The sequence below is a fragment of the Hymenobacter busanensis genome, from assembly GCF_008727865.1.
In the GTDB taxonomy this organism is placed as follows: Bacteria; Bacteroidota; Bacteroidia; order Cytophagales; family Hymenobacteraceae; genus Solirubrum; species Solirubrum busanense.
On sequence record NZ_VTWU01000002.1, the window covers coordinates 739,672 to 762,864 of the forward strand.

Consider the following 23,193-nt stretch of genomic DNA (forward strand, 5'->3'; position numbering starts at 1 on the left):
CGGGCTTTCCTGAAAGATGGTAGTAGGCTCTGCTAGTTGTTGTTGATAACATCTAGTGTTATGGCCTCATCAGCCGGAACGGCTGGCGAATTACGGCCGCGCAGTACGACGGTGTAAATCTTTCCGGCTTCAAACGTCACGGCTTTTGAAGTCAGCGTGCTACCCAAAGTGGTAGCTTGCCGAGCTTCCAGCGTGTAGGCTCGGGCATCAACAGAAACATAGCTTGGCGACGACTGACCATAGGCAATAGCCGTGGCAATGGGTTGGACCCCGGCGCCCTGCGGTTGCAAGGTGATGGGGCCCGCATCGAAGCCGAGGTTCACAAACCGCACATTGGCTTTGCTTGCGGCTGGTGCGGCCTGGTCGTCATTCAATACCAAAGAGCCCACGGTAGAAGCCGTTGGGTTGTAAACGTACACGCTGTAGCGCTTGTCTTTCTCGATGGTTTGCGTGAGCGACAGAATATCGGCCTGCGTGGCATTGGCCTTTACTTTCACTACACGGTTGCCAGTGTTTACAGCTTGATAACCCGTCGATTTGGCAAAATCCGCGTCAGCTACTTTTTTGTCGTCAACGACCAAATCCACTTTGACCTTGTTGTACGGAGCAACATGAATGGCTTGGATGTTGCCTTGGTCGGGCTTGGGCGTAACGGGGTCCGGATCATCGTCGCCGCAGCTGGTGAAAATGGCAGCGGGTACGGCAGCCAGCAACAACAGCTGACCAAAACGTTTCAGGGGGTGATTCATGGAAGAAGAAATTAGGTGAACACCTCTTGTGGTGCGCTGAGAACGTAATCCGTCGGGCTTTTGTTGGAGGGGCGAAATGGAGGCTAGTATTTCTACCGGCGGAATAGCATCTTTCCATTGAGCTTTTGACTGTTATCTTTGTAGCATGACCCTCTCCACCCTGGCGGCCGCTCTGCACGAGAAGCGCCGTACTGCCTTGTCGATTTCCTTCGCTTTGGCTTTATCGTCTCCAGTTTTAGCCCAAGAGTCGGCACCGCAGCAACCGGCTACCATTCGCCTGAGCCCCGAGGATGTGGAGCGCGGGTTGAACGGCCCCCAGAAAAACTTTTGGTTTGCTACCGGCGCCAGCCAGGAGTACCAAAACGCCGGTTTTTTCGGGCAACGCCTGCGCCCCTACATCAGCGACGATGCCGAGGCTGTGGCCAACCTCAACCGGTACCGCCGGCAGAAGTGGCTGTACTTGGGTGAGCGGTTCGTGTTTTTGGGTGCCCTGAGCCTGTACGGCCAGCAAGTGTTAGCCAAAGACGAGTGGCAGTACTTCAACAACACCCAGAAAGCCGCCGTGGGCGTAGCGGTGGGCAGCCTATTGGCCAATGCCCTCATTACGCGCCACACCAACCAGCACTTTGTGCGGTCGGTGGAAGCGCACAACGCCACTTTACCCGCCGCCCGCCGTATGGGTATGGAGCGGGCCCTGCCCAACCTGCTCGGCGTAACGGCCCCCACGGGTCGGCCGCAGCTGCTGGTGGGCTGGTCGCTGCGCTAGTTTCCGCTCTTTCCCCGTTCGCGTAGATTCGCGTTTTTTGCTCGTGATGGACGTTCCGCTGTCGGCAGCGGCTCGGCAGTATGTGGCCGAGCACCTGCACGACGACCCCGCTACGCTGGCCTTGCAGGCACGGCGTTATCCGCATTTGCCGGTGCCCGAGCTGGTGCGCCAGATTCAGGCCCGCCAGAAGGCCAAGGCCAAGCTGCCAGCTTGGGCCGATAACGCTGAACTGGTGTTTCCGCCGGCCTTGTCGGTTGAGCAGGCGTCGTCGGCACGCTCGGCGGCATTCAAAGCCAGCCTCGTGAGCGGGCAGCGGCTGGCCGACCTCACCGGCGGTTTTGGGGTAGACGTGGCGCATTTCGCGGCCCACGTCGAGGAAGTGCACTACGTGGAGCGCAACCCGCAGCTGGCGGCTGTGGTGGAGCACAACTTGGCGGTGCTGGGCATCGACAACGTGCAGTGCCACGCCGCCGAAGCCGAAAAATGGCTGCGCGAACAACCTGACGGGTACTTCGACTGGATTTACCTCGACCCGGCCCGCCGCGACAAAGCCGACAAAAAGATTTTCCGGCTGACCGACTGCGAGCCGGACGTGCTGCGCCTGCTGCCGCTGCTGCTGCGCAAGGCCCGGCGCGTGCTGCTCAAAACCTCGCCCATGCTCGACATTGACCAGGCGGTGCAGGAACTGGGCCACGTGCGGCGGCTGTGGGTAGTGGCCGTGGACAACGAGTGCAAGGAGGTGCTCTACAAGCTGGGCGACGAGCCGGCCGTGGACCCCGAGCGCCTTACCGTAAACCTGCTGCGCGACGGACGTGAGCAAACTTTCCGGCTTAACAAAACGCGCGAAACGCGCGCCATTGCCCGCTACGCCGAGCCCCAGCAGTACATCTACGAGCCCAACGTGGCCGTGCTGAAAGCGGGCGGCTTCAAGAGCATCGGCACCAGCTACAACCTGCTGAAGCTGCACCAGCACAGCCACCTTTACACATCTGATGCGCTCCGTGCCGACTTTCCCGGCCGCATTTTCCGCTGCGTGGCCACGTGCCGATACGACAAGAAAGAGCTGCTGGCGTACCTCGGTCCCGAGCAGCGCGCCCACGTAACGACCCGCAACTTCCCCGATTCGGTAGCCGATTTTCGCTACAAAACCGGCATTCGGGAAGGCGGCACGCTGTACCTGCTTGGCACTACCGATTTGCGCGGCCGCCTGATTGTGCTGGTTTGCGAACGGCTGCACTTGCCGGCGCCGACCACAACGTAGAAGTGCTCGTCGGACCGGCGGTTTTATTTCGCCGGGCTGGTCCATTTGCTGCCCAGCACCCGAAACCGCCACGGCAGCGCCGCGTCGGCGCCCGCGTAGTCGATGCCCACGCGCGGGCTGGCCAGTACTTGCTCATCCGGTATTTGCTCGCCGCGGTCTTCCAGCCAAATCAGGTCGCCGGTTACATCGGTGCCGTAGTGTGCGGTGCTGATGCCGAGGGCCTGGGTGAGCAGGCCGGGGCCGGCCGTAAGTTTCGCTGAAGCCACCATCAGGCCGCGCCGCAAGAGCATTTCGTCCACACCTTCGGTGGGCTCCAGGCCGCGAATGAGCACGGCATCGGCTTTGCCGGCTTCGTTGGTAATGATATTAAACAGCGCGTAGCGGCCGTAAATCAAGTATACGTAGGCTACTCCGCCGGCTTCGTACATGATTTTGGTGCGCTTGGTAAACCGCCCAAGGTGCGAATGGCACGCTTGGTCGTTGATGTGCGCGTAGGCTTCGGTTTCGACGATGCGGCCGCCGGTCAGCACGCCATCGATGCGGGTGAAGAGGTGTTTGCCGAGCAGTTCGCGGGCAATGGTCACCACATCGGGGCGGCGGTAGAAGGCGGCGGAAAGCTTCATGGCTCGGCTGTACGGGCGACAAGTGCGGTGCGTTGGCCGCCACGCTGCGCTACCTGCAAACCCGGCTTCAGCGCCGCGCAATCCGGCCAGGATATCAAATCCGATAAATCCGTGGTTATCTTTGCCCCGAACATAGGTGGCCAGACCCCAATTGCGGGGCGCGGCTGAAAAGGGAAGGCCGTGCAACTCGGCCGCTGTCCCCGCAACTGTAAGCTTCACGTACCCAGCGTCGGGCCCTACCCGCCACTGTTCCGCTGACGGCCGCTCCTTCCCGAGCAGCCCGAGGGATGGGAAGGCCGCCCCCGCGAAGCAAGCCAGGAGACCTGCCTCTGTTATTTTAGTGTTCGGCACCTGCGGAGGACGGGTGGAGAATGAATCATTTAGGCCGCTGGCAATGCTTGCCAAAAGCCAGATTACCTGATTCTGACTCGGCTCTAAGGTGGGCTGTCGAAGGCCACCGCAGGGTTCTGGACCGCATTTTTCGGCTCCCGAAAAATCTGGTTCGGATGCATTACGCGTTTTCAAGAAGGTCGCTGCGGCGGCTTGGTCTGCTTTTCGGTAGCGCAGTACTGGCTTGCCCGTTGGCCCAGGTTCAGGCGCAGTCGGTTACCGACACCGCGCGGCACGTGCTGCCCACGGTGCAGGTACAGGCGGCACGCCCGGCCAAGTACGCCGCCGGTAGCCGCTTCACTTCCCTCGATTCGACGGCCCTGGCGGCCTACCAGGGCGGCACCGTGGCCGATGTGCTGTCGGCACGCACGCCGCTTCACCTGAAAACCTACGGGCCGGGGCAGCTGGCGTCCATTTCCATTCGGGGCACTTCGGCGCGGCACACGGCAGTTCTCTGGCACGGCTTTGCGCTGAACTTTCCCACGCTGGGCGAGGCCGATATGGCCCTGCTGCCCGTGGCTGGCGTGAGCCGCATTGATGTGCAGCACGGCCCAGCAGCCTCGCTCTACGGCAGCGGCGCGGTGGGCGGCGCGGTAGTGCTGGGCGAGCAAACCGCGCCGGCCGGCACCCGCCTCGGCGGCATGGCGGAAGTCGGCAGCTTCGGCACCCGCACCTTGAGCGTGAGCGGCAGCCAGCGCGACGGCCGCGTGAGCATACGCACGGGCTTTATGGTGCGCGACGCCCGCAACGATTTTACCTACACCAGCCGCGAGTTTGCCGGGGTGCTGCGGCGGCGCCAGCAAAACGCGGCCCTGCAGCAAAGCAGTTTTCAGCAAGACCTGACGGTGCAGGTAGGCCGCCGCGGCGAGCTGTCGGCGGCGGCATGGCTCACCGACGCCAACCGCCAGATTCAGCCCTCGATGGGGGCGGCCAACAACCACGCCCGCGAGCGGGACCAAAGCGCCCGCGTGGTGCTGGGCTACCGCCAGCGTGGCTTGCGCAGCGAAACGGTGGTGCGCGTGGCGTGGTTCGGCGACCTGCTCGACTACCAAAACGACGACCTGGCCACCAGCCACTCGCGCAGCGCGGTGCGGCAGGCGCACTTGGAACATACGCTGCGCTGGCGTTCCAACGTGAGTCTGCGCCTGGGGGCCGAAGCCCAGGACTTTGTGGCCCGCGTCGACGGGTACCGTCGCTCGGTGCAGGAGCAGCGCTACGCCGGCTTTGCCCTGCTGCGCTACGACCCCACCCCGCGCCTGCGCCTGACACTTAATGCCCGGCAAGCGGCTTTGCCCGGCCGGCAGCCGCCGCTCACGCCCACGCTGGGCGCCGAGTGGGAAGTGTGGCGCACCAACCAGCAGCAGCTGTGGCTGAAAGCCAGCACCGCCCGCAGCTACCGGGCCCCCACCCTGAACGAGCGGTACTGGCGGCCCGGCGGCAACCCCAATCTGATTCCCGAAACCAGCGTGGGCGGCGAAAGTGGTCTGCACTACGAAGCCACCACCAGCAGTCAGCTCCGTCTGCAGGCCGATTTGACAGCCTATGGCTTGGTAGTCGACGATTGGGTGCAATGGATTCCGGACGCCAACGGCGTGTATTCGCCGCGCAACTTGCGGCAAGTGCGCACGCAGGGCCTCGAAGCCAGCAGCCAGCTCCAGTGGCAGCTGGGAGGGTATGCGTTGCGGGCCGGCGCCGGGTACGCTTTCACGCAAGCCCGCAAAATCAGCGGCTACCCGACCGACGCCGACCCGATCGGCGTGCAGCTGCCTTACGTGCCTTTGCACGCCGCTACGCTGCACACCGACCACGAGTGGCGCGGCTGGCTGCTTACGGCTTCCGGCACATTTACCGGTTTCCGCTACACCAGCGCCTCGGCCACCGAGTATCTCCCCTCCTACCGGCTGCTGAACGGCAGCGTGGGCCGCCGCTTCGCCGTGGGCCGCTGGCAGCTGACGGCGCTGCTGCAGGGCTACAACCTCGGCAACGCCGACTACCAGAACTACGATGCCCGCGCCATGCCCGGCCGCAGCGGCACGCTCAGCCTGCGCGCCAACTGGCACTAACCTTTTGAACCGTTTTTCTTCTCTTCACCCCCCTTTCTATGGACAACCGTTCCTTTCTCCACCGGCTAGCCACTGCCTGTGCCCTGCCGCTTGCCCTTGCAGCCCTTGTCTCCTGCGACCCCGACGGCGAAACCATCACGCCTCAGGCCGGCAGCAACAGTGTGCTCGTCGTCAACGAAGGCAAGTTTCAGAGTGCCAATGCTTCGGTGAGCGTGTATGAGCCGGGCGCCAAAGCCGTGACCAACAAGGACATCTTCCGCTCGGCCAACAACCGGGCGCTGGGCGACGTGGCCCAGTCGATGACGGTGACTGACGGGCGCGGCTACATTGTGGTCAACAACAGCAAGAAGGTGGAGGTCGTTTCGCTGCCCGATTTCAAGTCGGTGGGCGTGATTGGCAAGCTGCGCCTGCCGCGCTACTTTGCGGCTGAGGGCAACCGCGGCTACATCACCCAGTACCGCGCCTACGACGGGCTGCCCGGCCAGGTGATTGTGGTGGACCTGACCACGTACCGCGCCATCGACAGTGTCTCGGTGGGCATGTACCCCGAGCAGATTCTTATCAGCAGCGGCAAGGCTTACGTGGCCAACAGCGGCGAAAACACGGTTTCCATTATCGATTTGGCCTCGAAAGCGGAGTCGAAAGTAGTGGTGGGCGAATCGCCCAACAGCCTGGCGCTGGACCGCAACGGCCGCTTGTGGGTGCTGTGCGGCGGCAAGATTGTGTACCTGCCCGATTACAGCGACCTGGACTACGCCCAAACTACGGCCGGTACCTTGGTCGATTTCCTGCCCAGCGCCCCGGCGGCCCAAAACCGCCGCACGTTTGCCTCCAACCGTAGCCAGCCCGGCCGCCTGAAACTTAACGCAGCCGGCGACCAGCTGTACTTCACGTACCTGAGCGGCGTGTACCGCATGGGCATTGCCGATGCCACGCTGCCAACCACGCCCATCATTCGCCGCAAACTTATCGGCCTGGGTATTGATCCGCTCGACAACAGCATTTACGGTGGCACCGGCACTTTCTCGGCCGAGGGCAAGATCATTCACTACAGCAACGCCGGCGCGCCGCTCGATTCGGCCGCGGTGGGCATTGGGCCCAACAGCTTCGTATTCGTGAAATAAGGCGCCAAAGCGCCTCAAGCCAGAACGCCCGCTGACTTAAAAGTCAGCGGGCGTTCTGGCTTGAGGAGGTAGCCAAAATTAGTCTTCTACGCCGTCGTTGTTGAGGTCTTTGGCACGGCGGGCGTGCTCGTACTGGCGCTCCTGCTTGCTCACGGCGGTGTCGCGCATGATGCGGGCGCTGTCGACGCCGCCGCTGGCGGTTTGCGCGCCGGGGTCGGTGGGGGCTTTTTCGTAGCCGCGTTCTACGTTGGTGTCGCCTTTGTCGCCGCCGGTGCTGCAGGCGGGCAACGCGGCGGAAATCAGCAGGGCCGCGCCGAAGAGCCGGAGCGGGCGGAGCAGGTGGGAGGTCGTGTTCATGAAGAGAAGAAGGTTGTGGGAGGTCGAGCGGGCAAAATACAGAGCCGGCGGCAATAGCCGTGCACGAATATGTAGCACAAACGCCGCGGCCGGTTTTTGGTTATTCTGCGGTGGGCACGCGCGGCGGCCCGCCGGTGCCGCCGCGCGGTTGCTATATCTTTGCGCCCATGTCTGCTGCTCCCCGTCGTCGTGCCGCCCGTGGCTCTTTTGATTACCGCCCGCTGCTGCGGCGCGCCGGCATTCTGCTGGCCGTCAGCTTTGGTCTGTCGCTGGTGCTGATGACGTATTTGTTCGGTTTCAGCGACGGGTTTTTCGGACGGCTCCTGGGCTCGACCACCGTGCTGTTTACGCTGCTGGCGGTGACTTTTTTGCTCGTCGTGCCGTTTGTCAATTGGGCCGCCGAGCACTGGTTTGGCCGCACCTGGGCCGAGGCACCCACGCCGCAGCCGGCCCGCCGGCCCCGGGCGGCCAACGTGCCCAAAGCCACCAACGCACCCAAGCCGGCCCGCTACGCCCCGCGCCATTCCGAAAACGACTAACGGCCATGACCACCGAGCTGCACATCAAAAACATGGTTTGTCCGCGCTGCATCAGCTCGGTGCAGCGCATTCTCACCGGGGCCGGCTACCAGCCCACCGAAGTCACGCTGGGCCACGCCGTGCTAGCCGAGCACACGCCCGCCGACCCCGAGCAGGTGCGGCCGCTGCTGGAGGCCGAGGGCTTCGAGCTGCTGCTCACCCGCGACGAGCAGCTGGTGGCCCAACTCAAAACCGCGCTGGCCGACTACCTCAACCACCTGCGCACGGCCCGCACGCCGCTCACCACCTCCGCCTACCTCGCCGACCGCTTCGGTACTTCGTATGCGCACTTGAGCAAGCTGTTTTCGCGTGAGGCGGGCATCACGCTGGAGAAATACCTCATTCGTCTCAAGATTGAGCGGGTGAAGGAGCTGCTGAGCTACGGCGAGCTGACCCTGGCCGACATTGCCGAGCAGCTGCGCTATAGCTCCTCGCAGCACCTTTCCAACCAGTTTCGGCAGGTAACGGGCCAAACGGTGACCGAGTACAAAGCCCACCCCGACCGCACCGCCCTCGACCAGATTGCCTAGCGGCCCAAACCGCGCAGGGCCGAAAGTCGCACGCTGCACCGGGTAATCTTGCACCAACCTTCGGGGGCGTGGCGGGGTATGTAGCGTGTCCCTTTGATGCGCCCCGATGAAATACTTGTTGCCTCTCCTGGCTTTGTGGCTGCCTCTGGTGGCCGCCGCGCAGCACGAGCACCACACGCCCCCTCCTGCTTCGGCCCCCGATACCACGCGCCGCGCCCCCAAACCCGTGGAGCACGGCATGGAGGGCATGCAGCACGACATGCACGGCGGCCACCAGATGGCCGGTGCCGACACCGCCATGCACGATATGGCCGGGATGCACGATGGCGGTATGGGCAGCATGTCGCACGCTTATTCGCGCAACTTGCCCATGGCGCGCAACGGCTCGGGCACGGCGTGGCAGCCCGACGCCACGCCGATGTACATGGGCATGAGCCACCACGGCCCGTGGATGGTGATGAACCACGGCGCCATTTTTGGGCGCTACACCAACCAGAACATCGGCCGCTCGGGCGGCCAGCGCGGCGGCCGCACGTTCGATGCGCCCAACTGGTTTATGACCATGGCTCAGCGCCCCATTGGCGAAAAAGGCCTGCTGAACCTCACGGCCATGATTTCGCTCGACCCGCTTACGGAAGGCCTCAACGGCTATCCGCTGCTGTTCCAGTCGGGTGAGGCGTACCGGGGCCAGCCGCTGGTGGACCGCCAGCACCCGCACGACCTGTTTTCGGCCCTGAGCATCGGCTACACCCACGCGTTTTCGGACGACGTGGACCTGACGCTGTACCTCGGCTACCCCGGCGAGCCGGCCGTGGGGCCTACAGCTTTCATGCACCGCCTCTCGGCCATGCCCAACCCCGATGCGCCCCTCTCCCACCATTGGGTCGACGCTACGCACATCACGTTCGGCGTGGCTACGCTGGGGCTGCGCTACCGGCAGTTCAAGCTCGAGGCCAGCAACTTTACCGGCCGGGAGCCCGACGAGCACCGCTACAACTTCGACCGCCCGCGGGCCGACTCCTGGGCCGCCCGCCTGCAGTGGGCCCCCACCGATGAGCTGGTGCTGGAAGCCGGCCAAGCCCGCCTCCACAGCCCCGAGGAGCTGCACGCCGACGAGGACGTAACCCGCACCACGGCCGCTGTGCTGCACAGCCGCCAGTGGGGCGACTACCATTTCGTGGCTTCGTCGCTGATTTGGGGGCTGAACAACTCCGGCCACGGCAACGAGCACTCGGCCCTGGCCGAAACCAACCTGACGCTGGGGCGCCCCACGTTCTACGGTCGCTACGAGTTCGTGCAGAAAGACCCCGAAGAGTTGGCCGTAGTACACACCCACGAAGGCGAAACCGTGTTCAATATTCACGCCCTCACGCTGGGCAGCAGCTACCGCCTCACGCAGCTGGGCCAGAAAGGCCCCGAATTGCACCTGGGCGCGCAAGGCACCGTGTACCGACCCGATACGGAACTGCGCGGCCTCTACGGCAAGGTACCGGTGTCGGCCGAGGTGTATCTGCGGCTGAACGCGCCGTTGATGCGCATGGGCGGGATGAAGGGAATGTAACTTCAGGAAAGCTGCCCTGGGCCTTCGTGGTTGTGGTCCAGCTTGCCGCGGTTGTTGGTCTGCACCAAGGGCACATCGAAGGTCACCGGAATGTTGAACGGTGCCCCAAGTAGGTTGGTCCCCTCTTGGAAGTCGTTGTTTTCAATCTGCACTTCCGCTTCGTACTGACAGTCGAAGAAGTTGACGAAGCCCTTGAACGCATTGCCCACCAAGCGCACAGGGCAGCCGGGCTTGTTGTGGCCGCCAGCCTGAAAATCGAGGTAGCTGTCGAAGGTGCATCCTTCGATGTCTAAGCCTTTGAGAAAGTAAGCGAAGATGAAGCTGGCTTTGGCAAAATGCGCCTGGCGCAACGTAACGGGCTGCTCAAAGGCGAATCCACCGGATCCGCTGATTTCATCTATCCGGCAGTGCTCAATCACCAGCGGATAGGAGAAATAGGTGTAATGGTCGGTTGCCAGATTAGCTAAATCCAAAGCCCCCTGCACATGATAGCCACGCAGTGGCTCCAGTGCCTGAATCTTTTGCAGTGCTTCGTCGGCAGTAATCGGCGTGAGGGAAGGCAAAGGCGTAGTCATAGCACTGGATAGTTCGGGCCTGCCAATATAAGCCCCACGCTGCGGCCTTACCTTTGCGGGCACCTTTGCCGCCCCTTGGCGGTTGTTGCCCCGTGCCGACGACTACGCCCCGCATTCTGCTCATCACGCCGCCGCTCACGCAGCTCAATACCCCGTACCCGGCCACGGCCTACCTCACGGGTTTCTTGCGCGGGCGCGGCTACCACGTGGCCCAGGCCGATATGGGCATCGAACTGGTGCTGCGGCTGTTTTCGGCCAACGGCCTGCGGCGCGTGTTCGACGCTATTGAGCAAGGCAGCTTTGCGCTGAGCGACAACGCCCGCCGGATGCTGCGCCTGCGCCGCCGCTACGAAAGCACGGTAGAGCCGGTCGTACGGTTTCTGCAGAACAAGGACCTGACGCTGGCTCCGCGCATCTGCCACAGCCGCTTTCTGCCCGAGGCCTCGCGCTTCGACAACATTGCCGACCTCGACGCGGCCTTCGGCACGATGGGCCTCACCGACCAGGCCCGGCACCTGGCCACGCTTTACCTCGAAGACCTGGCCGACCTCATCAAGGAAACCGTGGGGCCGCAGTTCGGCTTTTCGCGCTACGCCGAGCACCTGGGCCTCACCGCCACGTCGTTCGACGAGCTGCACACGGCCCTGCAGCAGCCCCCGAACCTAGTCGACGAAATGCTGCTGGAGTGCTTTGCCGAGGTACTCCGGCGCGAGCAGCCCGAGGTGCTGGGATTCACCGTGCCCTTCCCCGGCAACCTCTACGGCGCCCTGCGCCTCGCCCAGTTTGCCAAGCAGCAGCGCCCCGCAATCCGCACGCTGATGGGCGGCGGCTACCCCAACACCGAACTGCGCGGCATCAAGGAGCCCCGCTTTTTCGACTACATCGACTACCTGACCCTGGATGACGGCGAAGGCCCCTGGCTGAAGCTGTTGAAGTATCTGGCGGGCGAAAAAGCCCGTCATGCAGAGCGCAGCGAAGCATCTCGCGTGCTGACTCCTGGTAGCAACCGTCATGCTGAGCCCCGCGAAGCATCTCTACCGTTTCGTCAGAATGCATCCAACGAAGCGGTAGAGATGCTTCGCGGGGCTCAGCATGACGTCTTGGAACAACCAGCTTTCCAGCGCACATTCCGGCGCAACGCGGCCGGGCAGGTCGAGTACCTCAACAACTGCCCCGATGCCGATATTCCGCACGCCGAAGTAGGCACGCCCGACTACGACGGCCTGCCGCTTAGCGAGTACCTGTCGGTCATCGAGGTGCTGAACCCCATGCACCGGCTCTGGAGCGACGGGCGCTGGAACAAGCTCACCGTGGCCCACGGCTGCTACTGGAAACGCTGCTCGTTCTGCGACGTGACGCTGGACTACATTCGCCGCTACGAAACTGCGCCGAGCACCTTGCTGGTCGACCGCATCGAGCAAATCGTGCGGCAAACCGGCCAGACGGGCTTCCACTTCGTCGACGAAGCCGCCCCGCCCCTGGCCCTGCGCGACCTGGCCATCGAACTGCTGAAGCGGCGCGTGAGCATCACGTGGTGGGGCAACATCCGCTTCGAGAAAACCTTCACGCCCGATTTGTGCCGCCTGCTAGCCGCCTCGGGCTGCATTGCCGTGTCGGGCGGGCTGGAAGTGGCTTCCGACCGGCTGCTGGCGCTGATGGAAAAGGGCGTCACCATCGCCCAAGTGGCCCGCGTGACGGAGGGCTTCACCCAGGCCGGCATCATGGTGCACGCCTACCTGATGTACGGCTTCCCCACCGAAACCGCGCAGGAAACCGTCGATTCGCTGGAGGTGGTGCGGCAGCTGTTTGCGGCCGGCATCGTGCAGTCGGGCTTCTGGCACCGCTTCGCCATGACGGCCCACTCGCCCGTGGGCCAGAACCCGGCGAAATACCACGTGCGGCCAATCGGCCCCGAGCCCGGCAATTTCGCCTGGAACGACCTGTGGCACGACGACCCCACCGGCGCCGACCACGAGCTGTTCGGCCCGGGCCTGGCCAAGTCGCTCTACAACTACATGCACGCCGTGGCCCTCGACGAGCCGCTGCAATTCTGGTTCGATTTCCGCGTACCGCGCCCCACCGTGCCGCGCCAGCTCATCGAAAAAGCGCTGCAGGAGCCCGGCAAGCCCGATGCAGCCAAGCAGAACCTGCGCCTGTTCTGGCTGGGCAACGCTCCCGAACTGCGCCTCGAAACCAAGCACAAAAAAGGCCGCGCCGCCGAGCAGGCCGTCCTCACGTTCTACGAGCAAGCCGAAGACTTCGAGCTGAAAACCACGCCTGAAATCGGCCACTGGCTGCACGCGCTGCTGGTGCAGTTGTCGGCTGATTACGATACCAAGCTCTTGCTAAAAGACGCCGCCCGCTCGTTCCCAGCCGAAGCCGTGGGCCTCTCTTTTGAGGCGTTTTTGGTTTCGCCGCTGTGGCTGCAGTTGCGCGAAAAGGGCCTGCTGCTGGTATAGCCAGCGTCGGCAGCACGACGCAGCGTCACGGCTCCAAAGTGGTGGCGCTGCTTTTTAGATTTCTACTGCCCACTCCGCCGCTATTGTTGCGCCGTTTGTTGTTTCAGCCAGCCCAGCATGTCTTCCAAGTAGCCCGGCGCAGGCTGCGGCCATTGCCAGCGCTGGGTGCTGTCGGCCGGGGCACCGCCGAGCATGATTTCGTGGTCGGCATTAGGGTAAAGTTTGACTGCTGAGCCGCGCCGACGCCCTACCGAGCTGCGCAGCCGCTGGGCGGTTTCGCGGGCGTTAAAACGGTCGTCGGCCGCGCCGTAGAGCAGCAGCGCGGGCACCGGTACCCGCTGCCAGGCTTGGCGCGGGTCGAGGTCTAGGTCGCGCCACTGCAGCAGGGTTTTGCGCTCGGCAGCCGTGGGCAACTGTTTCGGCAACGTGGTGTGCGACGCCCAAGGCTGTTGCCAGGCTTCGGCCAGCACCGTGGCAGCCCGCACAGAATCGGACGGCCGGCCACGGCGCACAAACTGCTCCACGGCATCGAAGGCGCGCAGGGCCTGGCGCATTTCGGCCGGTGAAACGCCAGCTTGGCGCAGGAAGCCTTGGTTCTGGTAGCGCGCTGCCGCGCCCCACGAAACACCCGGCCCCGATACGCCGACGACAAACGCTACGGGCTTGCTTGGTTGCCCCGCCGCCAGCGCGGCCACGGTAGCGCCTTGGCTGATGCCCCACAACCCTACCCGCGCCGAATCGACGCGAGGCTGCGCTTTGAGCACCCGCACAGCCGCCAGGGCGTCTTCGGCCAAATCGGTTTGCGAATAGGCTGCCGGACCACGCTGCCTGGCATCGCGCCGATCATAGACCAGCGCCACAAAACCGTTGCGGGCCAGCAAATCGGCATAGGCATATAGGTCTTGCTGGTGCGGAGTGCCGGAGCCGTGCAGTAGTACTACCGCCGGGTGCAGCAGCGTATCGGTGGGCACCAGCAACGTAGCCGCTGCGGTGCCCACGGCTGTCGGCAACGGCAAAGGGCGGGCTTGGTAAAGCGGCTTGGGTGCTTCGCCGCGGCGCAATACCAGCAGGTTGGCCTGCAGCGTGTCGCCGAAGTACACTGTACCGCGGAAGAAGTTGGATTCGTGGCGCACATCGAGCCGAGGCCCATGCACACTGGCGGCCTTTAGCTGAGTGCCGACTACTTGTACTATGGGGTATTGCCAGCCCAGGCCTTGCGCCGTGGGCACCCGCAAATCGGCTTGTAGGGTATCACCGTGCAGTTCACGCAGGTCGAAGGTGACGCGCAGTTCGGCGCCGCGGCAGGTAAGGGTGCCCTCGTAGTGCCCGGTGGGCGGTGGTGTTTGTGCCTGCTCGGGGGCGCACGCGTTCAGCAGCGCTCCGGCGGCCAGAAGCAAGCTATAGAGCACCCACCAGCGGCTTGACTTCCTCACAGGCCTTTGCGTAGGATGTAATCGTTCTGCACGTCGTTGCCCACGCGGTATTCTGTTTCGCCGATTTGCTTGAAGCCTTTGCGGCGGTAGAACTCCTGGGCGCGCTCATTTTTCTCCCACACCGTCAGCACCACGGAGCGGCAGCCGCGGGCTTTTGCTTCGTCGAAGCAGCGCCGCAGCAGCGCGGCACCCAACCCCGTACCGATCCAATCGGTGCGCACGTACAGGCGTTGCAGTTCGGCGCGGGTGCGCACGTCGGCACCAGCCTCCGCGCCTAACGTCGAGCCGATGTAAAGCTTGGCGTAGCCCACCAGTTCCTGCTGCATGTATGCCAGCAGGAAAATGGTATTGGCATCTTCCAGCTCGGCCAGTTGCTGCTCCGGCCCGAAGTGTTCGGCGAGGTACTGCGCCATATCCTCGGGGGTGTTCTGGTCGGCGTAGGTGTCGCGAAAAGTTTGCCGCCCCAGCTCGGCGAGCTGAGCGGCCGTGGCAGCGTTGCGCTTGGCAACTACAAGACGGAGCGGAGACGACATGGGGCAAACTTACGCACTCCCCGCCGGTCAGCTAATGGAATGGTCGCCCGGCTCATCAGATACGTGTCCGTCGCGGCGCATTCGCCAGCCGTACCGGATGAGGAGCACGCCGAGTAACAGCATAAGCACCGTCAGAATAAGATAGGTAGCTCCAACGGCGTCCCCGGAACCCTGCTGCCACTCCACGGCTGCTATACCAAAGCGGATGAGCTGGGCCAGCAGCAACAGCGTGCCAGCTACCATCAGCAAACTGCCCGTTACGCGGCGCGACATGGGCGACATGAACGAATTCGGCATGACATCAAAAAGTTGTTCCGTGTTGCATACGCGAATTACCCGCCTTATGCTGCCTGCAGGCGTCACGCTGCCTCGGTTCCGCACTCACCGGATTTGAATGGATTGCAAATCGACCAGAAGCATGTATTTTTGCCTTACCCAACCCCGCGAGAGTAGCTCAGTTGGTAGAGCATCAGCTTCCCAAGCTGAGGGTCGCGAGTTCGAACCTCGTTTCTCGCTCATTGATACACAAGCACTTAGGCCTGCGCCTGGGTGCTTGTTTCGTTTTCGGTGCCCACCGTGGTGCCTACAACCTTTTCCGCCCGTCGCCGTGGAAAATGAACCTGGTTTCTGTTCGTGGCCTAAACCATTGAAAATAGCCTGCTGCTTTAACAGCGTTACTTCACTGCTTTGCAGTAGAAGGTAAGCCGGTACGTGTCTTGAATGCCCATCGGGTAGCCCGTTTCCGGGTCGATTTCTGAGCGTTCCCATTCAACATTAAGTGATCTGTTTCCGCTCACCGTTGACCGCCAAGTGGCCAGTGATGCGCGCTTGGGGTTACTAATTTCTGCTGCGGGCGGTACGATCTGGCCAAAGTAGTAAGGTCTGACATACGACACGGTAACAATCCCGTCGGGGCCTTGCGTCCGCGTTGGCTGGGATGAAAGGCTGTACACCTCGTAGGCAGGTTCCCCTACGGTAGAGCGGTAGAAAGGCCCAGCCACCGTGTTGTAAATGGCGACGCTTGACGGCCCCCCCGTTACTAGCAGCAGATTCACGTTCCATGACCGCACATCTCTGAACTTTGGCCACTCAGCTTTACGGCTAACCTTAAGGGTGACTTTGTAGACTTGGTACTTGCCAGGGTAAAGCAGGTCTTGGCAATTGGCTACTGAAACGCAAAAGGTCATTGCGAGTAGCGTGAGCATTGTTTTCATGACGAAATGATGTAGCTGAGAAGGGCCAAGTTTGCCCCACCCAAAAGTAGAAATTTCATGTTTCCTTCTACACATGTGTAGAAGCTGCTCCGAAACGATTACAGGAGCTTGCCACCCGTGAAAAACCCGGGTGGAGTCAAAATTTTTGGAGATCATCTGCGTCGCCTGCGCGAGGCACGTGAGTGGAGTCAAGTGGAGCTTGCCGACTACGCCAACGTGTCGAACATGACCGTGCACCGGATTGAAACCGCCCAGTTTGCAGCTACCATCGATGTGCTGCTTTCCCTAAGCAAGGCATTACAAATGCCTCTGCATGAACTGGTCAAGTGCCCCGGAATGGAGGAAGCGGACTGAGCACCCACACGCTCCTTCTTGGCACTAGCCCACGTAAGGTGCATGGCGTTGGAGTTTTAGCAGGGGCTAGCAGTAGTGCGCGCCGGTTTTCGGTTCTTTGTTCTGCTCGAGGTGACGGATGTGCGCTGGGTAGCAAGGAAAGATTCGCACCACGTTCTCTGTGACACGCTTCGAGAAGATTGTACTGCTGGTTTCGGCTGCTTTGCTGGCCCTTTTGGCTGCGACCGGTCACATTGGGCTTCTGGCCTTCTGCCTGTGCGTGCTGGCACTGATGTATGCAGCCGGCGCCTTCTGGTTGTTTCGCTCCCCCCAAGGGCCCGTGGCCTGGGTACGTCTCGCAGCCGGAGCTTGCCTGGCCGGCGCGTTGTACGCCTTGGCAGAAAACATTCAACTACAGCGCGGGCCCTTGGCGCTGTGGCTACCCGCCCTGCCCGGCCTGCTGAGTGCAGGGCTGGGGTTCTACCTGCTCCGAAACCGGCATGCGACGGCTCCGGTGAGCAGCTACCGCCTGCTGTTGTGGCGCACCGCCGTGCTGTTCGGCGTAGGCGCTTTCTTCGCCTACCTGCCTATCACCTGCGGTTTCTACCGCTCGGCCTTGCTCCTGCTGCACGATGACGATTCGGCGTTGGGGAGCAACATCCGCATGTTTGGTTATTCGCAGCAGGCCGAGGCAGCGTTGGAAGCGAACGACTGCCGCGCCGCTCTCGCAGCCGCTCACCAAGCGTACACGGCGGGCCAGCGCTGGCTGGGAGCCGACTCGGTGCGCGAGCGGTGGAAAATCAGCGGGGCGTACACCACCCTCTACAAGGCCTACGCTTGCCAGGCCCAGGCGGCTTACGACCAGCACCAGTACGCTCAGGCCCTGCAGAACTACCAAACCGCGCATCGGTTCCTGGTGACGGGGGACCACCGCGCCGAAAAAGACGACGCGCCCTCTACCTACTGGGCGGAAGAGCAGGCGTGGTCCCTCGACAACATGGCCTTCTGCAGGCTGCGGCAGCGGCAATTCGAACCGGCAGACTCCTTGTTTCTGCTTGCCCTGAAGTCCTACCACCGCGTGCACCCGAAGCCAGACGCCGGCACGGCACGCTTGCTGAGTGACTTTGCCGAGTCGCTAGCCACGGCCGGCAACCGGGCCGCGTCGACGCAGCTTTACCGACAAGCGAATCAGGTGCTGGCGTCATCCCCGGAAGCAGCGTCCGACGTGGCGGCCAACACCCTCAACATCGTGCTCAACCTCTTCGGGCAGGACAGCCTGCCCCAAGCCCAGCGCCTCTTGCAGCGCCTGAAGCTCGCGCCCAGCGACTCGGGCAACTGGTCCAAAGCCCGCCTCTACGAAGGCGTCTGCTTCCACAAGCAGAGCCTGTACCGCCAAGCGGACGGGGTGCTGTCGGCGCATCTGCGGTACCTGGACGAAAACCGCGGCAGTTGGTCCCGCCGCGTCGCCTGTCAGTTGCTGCTGGCGAAAAACTGCGTGGCGCTGGCCCAGTACCCGCGGGCGCGGGCTTACGCCACCGCGGCCCAGGGCCTGTTCCGGCAGCACCGCGGCTCCGGAACCAGCGACGAGGCCCGCTGCCTCGACGTGTTGGCGGCAGTCAACCATGCGCAGGGCCACTACCAGACCGCAGCGCAGCAGTACGAGCAGGTACTGGCTGTCTACCGGCGGGAAAGCAGTTCCTCCGTAGCCGCAACAGCCAACGTGCACCAAGCCTTGGCGGACCTAAGCGTCACCTTGGGCGACGTGCCCGCGGCCCAGCAGCACGTTCGCGCAGCCATGGCGCTGCTGGAAGAGGACGGCGCCCTCCGGTACCCCAGCCAAACCGCGCTGCTCAACACGGCCGCTTATGTGAATGCCGTGTCGGGGCAGGCAGCGGCCGCCCGGGCGCAGTACCGCCAAGTGCTGGCCATCAACCGCCGGTTCGGACAAGACCGGAGCCTCACCACGGCCGGGGCCTGGAACGGCTTGGGACTGCTGGCAACCGAGCAGCGCCGCTTCGCCCAGGCCGACTCGTTGTTGGCCGCCTCCGTCGCGCTGCACGAGGCGTTGCTGGGCGAGCGGCACCCCTCCACGGCCACCGTGTACCTGAACTACGCCGCCTTGCGGGTGCAGCAGGCGCAGGCAGCGGAAGCCGAAACGTGGATTGAGCGGGCGCAGCGGGCAGCGGAAGCCAGCCTGCCCACCGACCACGACCTGTTCGGAGACGTTGCCGCTGCCCGTGGGGGTGTCGCAGAAGCCCGGGGAAAGGGCCCCGCGGCACAAGCCTTCTACCAGCAGGCGCTGGCCATCTACTCGCGCAAATTCGGAGCGAGCCATTGGAAGGTGAGGCAACTGCGCAGCAAACCCGCCAGCTGACCGCGTAGCCGAGGCAGCACCCTCTGAAGGCCCCCGCCCCATAATGCGGAGCGAGGGCCTTCCGGCGCAGTGGGTCATTGCAGATACCAACTGGTGCTACGGCCTTCGACGGCGTCCTGCACCTGCAGGGCAAAGTCCAGCGCGTTAACGGAGCGGTCCAGGAACTGGTCGATGTAGGTGCTCTTGTTGGCCCCGGTGAAGAGGTTGTAGAGCCGCCACAGGTTGATGTCGCCGTTATCGTCGCGGCAGAAGCTCTCGTCGCGGAAGTAGTCCCGGCAGACGGTGCCGAGCTGCTGGTCGCCGTAGAGCAGCGCGGGAACCTGCTGCTTGGCCGCGGGGGGCAGGTGTTGGTACATGCGGCAGCGCCCGATGAGTTGAGCGAACTGCTGCTCGGTCAACGCGTACTCGGTCAGCGCCTGGAGCTGGCGCAGGTGGCGGTGCTGCTCGTAGGCACCTAGCAACTGGTAGATGGCGGCCCGGAGTTGGTCAAGGCTTCCCACGCGCAGGTCGCCCAGGTACCCGTCGGTACGCACGCAGAGGTTGGTGCAGACCAGGTTCCGGAAGCCCACGAAGAGCTTGAAGTGCTCGGTGGCCCCCTTGCGGTTGTAAAGGTTGTCTAGGTTGTACGCCTTCACCCCGCCCACGACAAGCGTGAGCTGGTTCCCGCCGACCGTGTCGTAGATGGTCGGCACCTCGATGCAGAACATCAGGCGTTCGTAGTAGATGGTCCGCTCCCAGTCCTCCAACTGGTTGGCCGGCTTGTTCCGAGCCTCGGGGATGCGGCCCTTGATCGGGTGCGAGACGCGGATCTGCGGGGCTAGGATCTGCTCGCCGCGGAACACATCGTACACGGCCTCTTCGGTGGCCTGAATGAAGTCGCCCTGCGAGATTAGCGGCTCGTTGTCCTTCACGTACACGGGAATGATGTGGTGCTGCCGAATGTCGGAGAAGCTGGTCTCGACGGTGTTGGCCTCGATGAAGGCACGGGACGTGGATGCTTGGGCGGGCCCAGAAACAGAAGAGCCAGGCGCTTGCAGGCCTGGCTCTCGGATGATTTGCAGTTGGTTTGCTGGCTGGTCGGCGCTAAGCCGCATGAGGTTGGTTTCCATGGTCGGAATGGGTTTGTGAAAAAGTGGGTTGAACAAAGGGTACTGCAAGCAGCCGCTGTTTCTGCTGCTGGAACGCGGGTTTGTGGGCCTGCTGCTGCTCGGGCGTGAGCAAGCGGTAGAGCTCGGTGAGCAAGGCCATCGTGTGACACTGACGAATGAGTGCTTGCACGTCTTCCGCCGTAGCAGGGCGCGCAACGGATCCGGTCTGGCACCACTTCAGCAGCTTCTCCCCTACTTGGGGAGTGAGTTTACTGGGCGGCTGATCCATGAAAAGCCGCGTCCGGTCTTTCGTGGCCGTGGCGTAGTGCTTCAGGTCCAACTCGAAGACGAGGGTGAACTCGTAGTCGATGCCGTCGCGCTGGATGGGTTTCATGCCCACCTTCTCGGGCACCTGCTTGCCGTTGCGGTCGGCGAGGACGTACTCGGTTTTGGAGCGAGCACAGGCGATGACGTGCAGCGGAGAGCGGGTGATGCCCTCTACCAAAGCATTGTGGCGGGGCGTGACCTTGCTCCAATTGCTGAAGCTGTTGCCGGGCAACGAAGCGTGGTAATCCAACAGGTGTTCCCAGCACGGGGAAATGCTGTCGAGCACAACGACCTCCATGCCGGCCTGCTCGCACGCGTCCAGCGCCTGCAAGTACCGCTCGGGCGTGAACGGCGCACCCAGCTGCAGCACGTTGTACGCGCCAAGGTCGGCGTACAGATCGGCGGAGCGCTCCGTGTCGATGACGGCGACTTTGGACCAGTTGCCGCCTGTGAGCCCGTGCGCGACCAGCAGAGCGCTCATGGTTTTCCCGGCCCCACTCGGGCCTTGCAGCAGCATCTTCAAAGGACACTGCTGCCGATTTGCTGTGTGTAGTTGCATCAACTCGTCAGCGTTTAAATGTGAAAGAGTTAAACCCCAAGGCTTTTGCAGGCCTTGAGGAAAAGGCAATCCTTGCCTCATTAAGGATGGGGGTAGGTAAAATTGCCCAGCCCGTGGGCTGGGGTAAAAGTCACCCTACCCCGTACGAACACGGACTTAAAATTTTTTAGATTTTTTAGCGCTTATGTTAGATCCATCTACGTTTTCAAAACAGGTTGAGCGAAGGTTCACCATCTTGCAAATCAGCAAGCATCGACCCCAAGGGCGCTACTGAAACGACTCAAGACCTGTAACAGAAGGTGGGTACTTAGCGATGTACTGATCTTGGAGCCCTGCAAAACCCGCGCATCAGAATCACAGCCTTCGAGCCAAATTCGAGAAAGCAAGCACGCGTGCAAATGGGTAATTTGCGTAGAACTGCTGACTCATTTGCGTGACCAGCTGAGATGCCATTTATCCCTTTTCTGTAGGACGGAATTCGATGACTCGCCGACCCGCCAAAAGGAAGGAAAGACTTCCGTCCGATGTACCCAATGTGTGGGTGCCAGCCACTTTCGACTTCGACGACTTTTGCCCACCCGGCACGCTGACAGAACGAAGTCGGCAGAATTTGAAAAATGCTTGCTACTTCATTCTGAGCTCCCTTTCCCGACACAGGAGAAACCCCGTTGAGCTTGAAAAGCTTGAGGAGTGCGGTTACCACAGGCTTTGGTCCCAACTTTTGCGAGATGTTTGCGGAAGCTGCTACAAGGACGCCCTCGACAGGTTGAAGGGGAAGTGGCTTGAAGCAGACCCCAGGCCGCCTAGAGACGGCCGTAGCCGAGGGTTTCGCCTGCTCCCGCATGCGGACGCTGCCGTTTCCGTTCCCAAAGAGTTGAGTGGAACCGTGCGCAACCGCTGGGCCCGTCTGCTAGTGCGAGGCGAAGAGCAGGCCCAGCAGTCATTGGATCCGTTGGCACATTTGACAAAATGGTTCGACCCCAAACGACTGACGGTTGACCTAAGTGCGGCCCACAACTTTGTGGAACTGGGCTTCGCCCGGGTAGTTCAAATGATTGAAGCTTCTTCCTTGAGCGAAGAGGAAAAGGCTGAAGCACGGGGCCGAGCGAACCTAAAGCTGAACGCTCAAATCGCTTCCCTTCGCGCTTTGAAAGACGGGAACTACAACCTGTCGAACACGGGCAGAGATGAGCGATTACACAGCGTTTTGACAAACATCAAGCGGGAACTTAGGTCGTTCATCCAGTTTGACGGCCAATTCTTGGTCACCCTGGACATCAAGTCCTCGCAGCCGTACTTTTTCACCAAGCTGATGCGAAAGCGGTTCTACAGTGCCAGTGCAAAGGATCGTTTGGGTTTCAAATCACTCGTAGCAAAACCCACGCACAAAGGCCGCGCCCCTCACCCACCCTCCACAACCACCTCGCCCCCTTCACTTAACTCCGTTACGTTGTCAGGTTGCTTGTTAATGCCTGAAAAACACACAGTTGCCACCAGTGAAATCTTTAAGATTTCGTGGAACGAAGGCTTTTACAAGCACTTTGCACGTCTCGTGGCTCCATCCCCCTTGAAAAAGGAAGCTGAGGAAGCCGCCGTCGCGGCTGCGAAGCGAGACACCATGTTCTTGTTGTTTGACAGCCAACCGCGCAAGTTCAGTTCAGCGCAGTACAAAGCTTTCAAGAGGCACTTCCCCTGTGAAGCAGAAGTTCTCAGTTTCATTTCTCGGCTAGGGGTGAATTTGCCTGTGCTCCTGCAACGCTTGGAGAGCCGGGTAATATTGGAGCACGTCACAAAACGGGTTGCGGCGGAGCTGCCCGACGCGGTAATGTTGACCGTACATGACTCCATCCTGACTACTCCTGGGTTTTCAGCGGACGTTGAGCAGATCATGGCAAGCGAACTGGCGAGCTTGATGCATGTCCAACCTGGCATTAGCGCAGACGCTCACACAAGTCACTCTGAGCTGGGAAAGCTACAAGCCTTTGCGCAAGGCATCTTCACCAATACTTTCGAAACGATTCGAAAACGTAAGGGCATTTCGTACGCCCAGTACCAACGAGACGCCCCGATGCTACAAGTACTACCTAAACACGATGGAGTGACATTGTTCAGTGCACGATACTACGATTCTTGTCTTGAGCCGCTTTACGATGAGGACCTGTACTAAATCACTTAGACCGCCTCAGCTAGCTGGTTAACTTCTTCAAGCAGCGAAACGACTTGTCGGGCTTCGGATTCTGAGAAAATGCCCCTCAAGCCAGGGCTGAAAATGCCGGTGAAGGGTGCTTCGAACAGG

The 23,193-nt window shown here is 62.1% G+C and carries 21 protein-coding genes, 1 tRNA gene and 1 riboswitch; of the genes, 12 read left to right on the plus strand and 10 right to left on the minus strand.

From position 1 onward, the window contains the following. Positions 1-32: 32 nt before the first annotated feature. The gene (locus tag F0P96_RS07710; RefSeq protein ID WP_151078245.1) at positions 33-749 is read right to left on the minus strand and encodes a DUF4397 domain-containing protein; all 717 of its coding nucleotides are present in this window, start codon (positions 747-749) and stop codon (positions 33-35) included. 145 nt (positions 750-894) lie between these two features. On the opposite strand from F0P96_RS07710, the gene F0P96_RS07715 reads away from it, so the two are divergent. Further along, a complete protein-coding gene (locus F0P96_RS07715; protein ID WP_151078246.1) occupies positions 895-1,515 on the plus strand; it encodes a hypothetical protein in 621 nt (206 codons plus the stop codon). Between the two features lie 46 nt (positions 1,516-1,561). Beyond that, positions 1,562-2,776, plus strand: a complete 1,215-nt coding sequence (locus tag F0P96_RS07720; protein ID WP_151078247.1) for a class I SAM-dependent methyltransferase — start codon at positions 1,562-1,564, stop codon at positions 2,774-2,776. A gap of 23 nt (positions 2,777-2,799) precedes the next feature. Here the strand turns inward: F0P96_RS07720 and F0P96_RS07725 are convergent, their stop codons facing one another. After that, positions 2,800-3,399 (minus strand): DNA-3-methyladenine glycosylase, encoded by a 600-nt coding sequence (locus tag F0P96_RS07725; RefSeq protein ID WP_151078248.1) that lies wholly within the window; start codon positions 3,397-3,399, stop codon positions 2,800-2,802. Between the two features lie 117 nt (positions 3,400-3,516). Then, a riboswitch (cobalamin riboswitch) is annotated at positions 3,517-3,744 on the plus strand. 236 nt (positions 3,745-3,980) lie between these two features. Between F0P96_RS07725 and F0P96_RS07730 the strand changes: the two genes are divergently transcribed. Next, positions 3,981-5,852 (plus strand): TonB-dependent receptor, encoded by a 1,872-nt coding sequence (locus F0P96_RS07730; protein ID WP_160620361.1) that lies wholly within the window; start codon positions 3,981-3,983, stop codon positions 5,850-5,852. Positions 5,853-5,890: 38 nt separating this feature from the next. Continuing rightward, on the plus strand, positions 5,891-6,976 hold the full coding sequence (locus F0P96_RS07735; protein WP_151078250.1) for a YncE family protein: 1,086 nt from the start codon (positions 5,891-5,893) through the stop codon (positions 6,974-6,976). Between the two features lie 78 nt (positions 6,977-7,054). Here the strand turns inward: F0P96_RS07735 and F0P96_RS07740 are convergent, their stop codons facing one another. Then, positions 7,055-7,333, minus strand: coding sequence for a hypothetical protein (locus F0P96_RS07740; RefSeq protein WP_151078251.1), 279 nt, complete (start codon positions 7,331-7,333; stop codon positions 7,055-7,057). A 167-nt stretch (positions 7,334-7,500) separates the two neighbouring features. Between F0P96_RS07740 and F0P96_RS07745 the strand changes: the two genes are divergently transcribed. The 3 genes from F0P96_RS07745 (at position 7,501) to F0P96_RS07755 (ending at position 10,002) form a co-directional block, all read left to right on the plus strand. Next, entirely contained in the window at positions 7,501-7,872 is a 372-nt protein-coding gene (locus F0P96_RS07745; RefSeq protein WP_151078252.1) for a DUF502 domain-containing protein, read from the plus strand. A 5-nt stretch (positions 7,873-7,877) separates the two neighbouring features. Further along, complete coding sequence (locus F0P96_RS07750) at positions 7,878-8,441, plus strand: helix-turn-helix domain-containing protein (RefSeq protein ID WP_151078253.1); 564 nt, start codon at positions 7,878-7,880, stop codon at positions 8,439-8,441. A 106-nt stretch (positions 8,442-8,547) separates the two neighbouring features. Then, positions 8,548-10,002, plus strand: a complete 1,455-nt coding sequence (locus F0P96_RS07755) for a hypothetical protein (RefSeq protein ID WP_151078254.1) — start codon at positions 8,548-8,550, stop codon at positions 10,000-10,002. Between the two features lie 2 nt (positions 10,003-10,004). On the opposite strand, the gene F0P96_RS07760 is transcribed toward F0P96_RS07755, so the two are convergent. After that, the gene (locus F0P96_RS07760) at positions 10,005-10,577 is read right to left on the minus strand and encodes a hypothetical protein (protein ID WP_151078255.1); all 573 of its coding nucleotides are present in this window, start codon (positions 10,575-10,577) and stop codon (positions 10,005-10,007) included. Between the two features lie 92 nt (positions 10,578-10,669). On the opposite strand from F0P96_RS07760, the gene F0P96_RS07765 reads away from it, so the two are divergent. Beyond that, positions 10,670-13,036: a B12-binding domain-containing radical SAM protein gene (locus tag F0P96_RS07765; protein ID WP_235917418.1), complete on the plus strand. Its 2,367-nt coding sequence runs from the start codon at positions 10,670-10,672 to the stop codon at positions 13,034-13,036. A gap of 80 nt (positions 13,037-13,116) precedes the next feature. Here the strand turns inward: F0P96_RS07765 and F0P96_RS07770 are convergent, their stop codons facing one another. The 3 genes from F0P96_RS07770 to F0P96_RS07780 are packed head-to-tail and all read right to left on the minus strand — an operon-like array spanning position 13,117 to position 15,299. Next, positions 13,117-14,469 (minus strand): alpha/beta hydrolase family protein, encoded by a 1,353-nt coding sequence (locus F0P96_RS07770; RefSeq protein WP_160620359.1) that lies wholly within the window; start codon positions 14,467-14,469, stop codon positions 13,117-13,119. After that, positions 14,466-15,002: a GNAT family N-acetyltransferase gene (locus F0P96_RS07775; protein WP_151078257.1), complete on the minus strand. Its 537-nt coding sequence runs from the start codon at positions 15,000-15,002 to the stop codon at positions 14,466-14,468. The genes F0P96_RS07770 and F0P96_RS07775 overlap by 4 nt, the downstream gene beginning before the upstream one ends. Positions 15,003-15,029: 27 nt before the next feature. Then, positions 15,030-15,299 (minus strand): hypothetical protein, encoded by a 270-nt coding sequence (locus tag F0P96_RS07780; RefSeq protein ID WP_151078258.1) that lies wholly within the window; start codon positions 15,297-15,299, stop codon positions 15,030-15,032. Between the two features lie 146 nt (positions 15,300-15,445). On the opposite strand from F0P96_RS07780, the gene F0P96_RS07785 reads away from it, so the two are divergent. Further along, positions 15,446-15,518, plus strand: a tRNA-Gly gene (locus tag F0P96_RS07785). Positions 15,519-15,676: 158 nt separating this feature from the next. Here the strand turns inward: F0P96_RS07785 and F0P96_RS07790 are convergent. Then, positions 15,677-16,216 (minus strand): hypothetical protein, encoded by a 540-nt coding sequence (locus F0P96_RS07790; RefSeq protein ID WP_151078259.1) that lies wholly within the window; start codon positions 16,214-16,216, stop codon positions 15,677-15,679. Between the two features lie 117 nt (positions 16,217-16,333). Between F0P96_RS07790 and F0P96_RS07795 the strand changes: the two genes are divergently transcribed. After that, positions 16,334-16,570, plus strand: a complete 237-nt coding sequence (locus F0P96_RS07795) for a helix-turn-helix domain-containing protein (protein WP_160620357.1) — start codon at positions 16,334-16,336, stop codon at positions 16,568-16,570. Between the two features lie 160 nt (positions 16,571-16,730). After that, positions 16,731-18,923: a tetratricopeptide repeat protein gene (locus F0P96_RS07800; protein ID WP_151078261.1), complete on the plus strand. Its 2,193-nt coding sequence runs from the start codon at positions 16,731-16,733 to the stop codon at positions 18,921-18,923. A 74-nt stretch (positions 18,924-18,997) separates the two neighbouring features. On the opposite strand, the gene F0P96_RS07805 is transcribed toward F0P96_RS07800, so the two are convergent. Continuing rightward, complete coding sequence (locus F0P96_RS07805) at positions 18,998-20,032, minus strand: DUF3871 family protein (protein ID WP_235917419.1); 1,035 nt, start codon at positions 20,030-20,032, stop codon at positions 18,998-19,000. Next, positions 20,007-20,855 carry an AAA family ATPase gene (locus tag F0P96_RS07810; protein WP_235917420.1) on the minus strand — a complete coding sequence of 283 codons (849 nt, stop codon included), beginning with the start codon at positions 20,853-20,855 and terminating at the stop codon, positions 20,007-20,009. Before F0P96_RS07810 ends, F0P96_RS07805 begins: the two co-directional genes overlap by 26 nt. Positions 20,856-21,783: 928 nt before the next feature. On the opposite strand from F0P96_RS07810, the gene F0P96_RS07815 reads away from it, so the two are divergent. After that, a complete protein-coding gene (locus F0P96_RS07815) occupies positions 21,784-23,064 on the plus strand; it encodes a hypothetical protein (protein ID WP_160620355.1) in 1,281 nt (426 codons plus the stop codon). Positions 23,065-23,193: the final 129 nt, after the last annotated feature.

Bases quoted from the DNA above. Each gene is read 5' to 3' on its own strand.
- F0P96_RS07710 (WP_151078245.1), bottom strand. From the start codon at position 749: ATGAATCACCCCCTGAAACGTTTTGGTCAGCTGTTGTTGCTGGCTGCC.
- F0P96_RS07715 (WP_151078246.1), top strand. From the start codon at position 895: ATGACCCTCTCCACCCTGGCGGCCGCTCTGCACGAGAAGCGCCGTACT.
- F0P96_RS07720 (WP_151078247.1), top strand. From the start codon at position 1,562: ATGGACGTTCCGCTGTCGGCAGCGGCTCGGCAGTATGTGGCCGAGCAC.
- F0P96_RS07725 (WP_151078248.1), bottom strand. From the start codon at position 3,399: ATGAAGCTTTCCGCCGCCTTCTACCGCCGCCCCGATGTGGTGACCATT.
- F0P96_RS07735 (WP_151078250.1), top strand. From the start codon at position 5,891: ATGGACAACCGTTCCTTTCTCCACCGGCTAGCCACTGCCTGTGCCCTG.
- F0P96_RS07740 (WP_151078251.1), bottom strand. From the start codon at position 7,333: ATGAACACGACCTCCCACCTGCTCCGCCCGCTCCGGCTCTTCGGCGCG.
- F0P96_RS07745 (WP_151078252.1), top strand. From the start codon at position 7,501: ATGTCTGCTGCTCCCCGTCGTCGTGCCGCCCGTGGCTCTTTTGATTAC.
- F0P96_RS07750 (WP_151078253.1), top strand. From the start codon at position 7,878: ATGACCACCGAGCTGCACATCAAAAACATGGTTTGTCCGCGCTGCATC.
- F0P96_RS07755 (WP_151078254.1), top strand. From the start codon at position 8,548: ATGAAATACTTGTTGCCTCTCCTGGCTTTGTGGCTGCCTCTGGTGGCC.
- F0P96_RS07760 (WP_151078255.1), bottom strand. From the start codon at position 10,577: ATGACTACGCCTTTGCCTTCCCTCACGCCGATTACTGCCGACGAAGCA.
- F0P96_RS07775 (WP_151078257.1), bottom strand. From the start codon at position 15,002: ATGTCGTCTCCGCTCCGTCTTGTAGTTGCCAAGCGCAACGCTGCCACG.
- F0P96_RS07780 (WP_151078258.1), bottom strand. From the start codon at position 15,299: ATGCCGAATTCGTTCATGTCGCCCATGTCGCGCCGCGTAACGGGCAGT.
- F0P96_RS07790 (WP_151078259.1), bottom strand. From the start codon at position 16,216: ATGAAAACAATGCTCACGCTACTCGCAATGACCTTTTGCGTTTCAGTA.
- F0P96_RS07805 (WP_235917419.1), bottom strand. From the start codon at position 20,032: ATGGAAACCAACCTCATGCGGCTTAGCGCCGACCAGCCAGCAAACCAA.
- F0P96_RS07810 (WP_235917420.1), bottom strand. From the start codon at position 20,855: ATGCTGCTGCAAGGCCCGAGTGGGGCCGGGAAAACCATGAGCGCTCTG.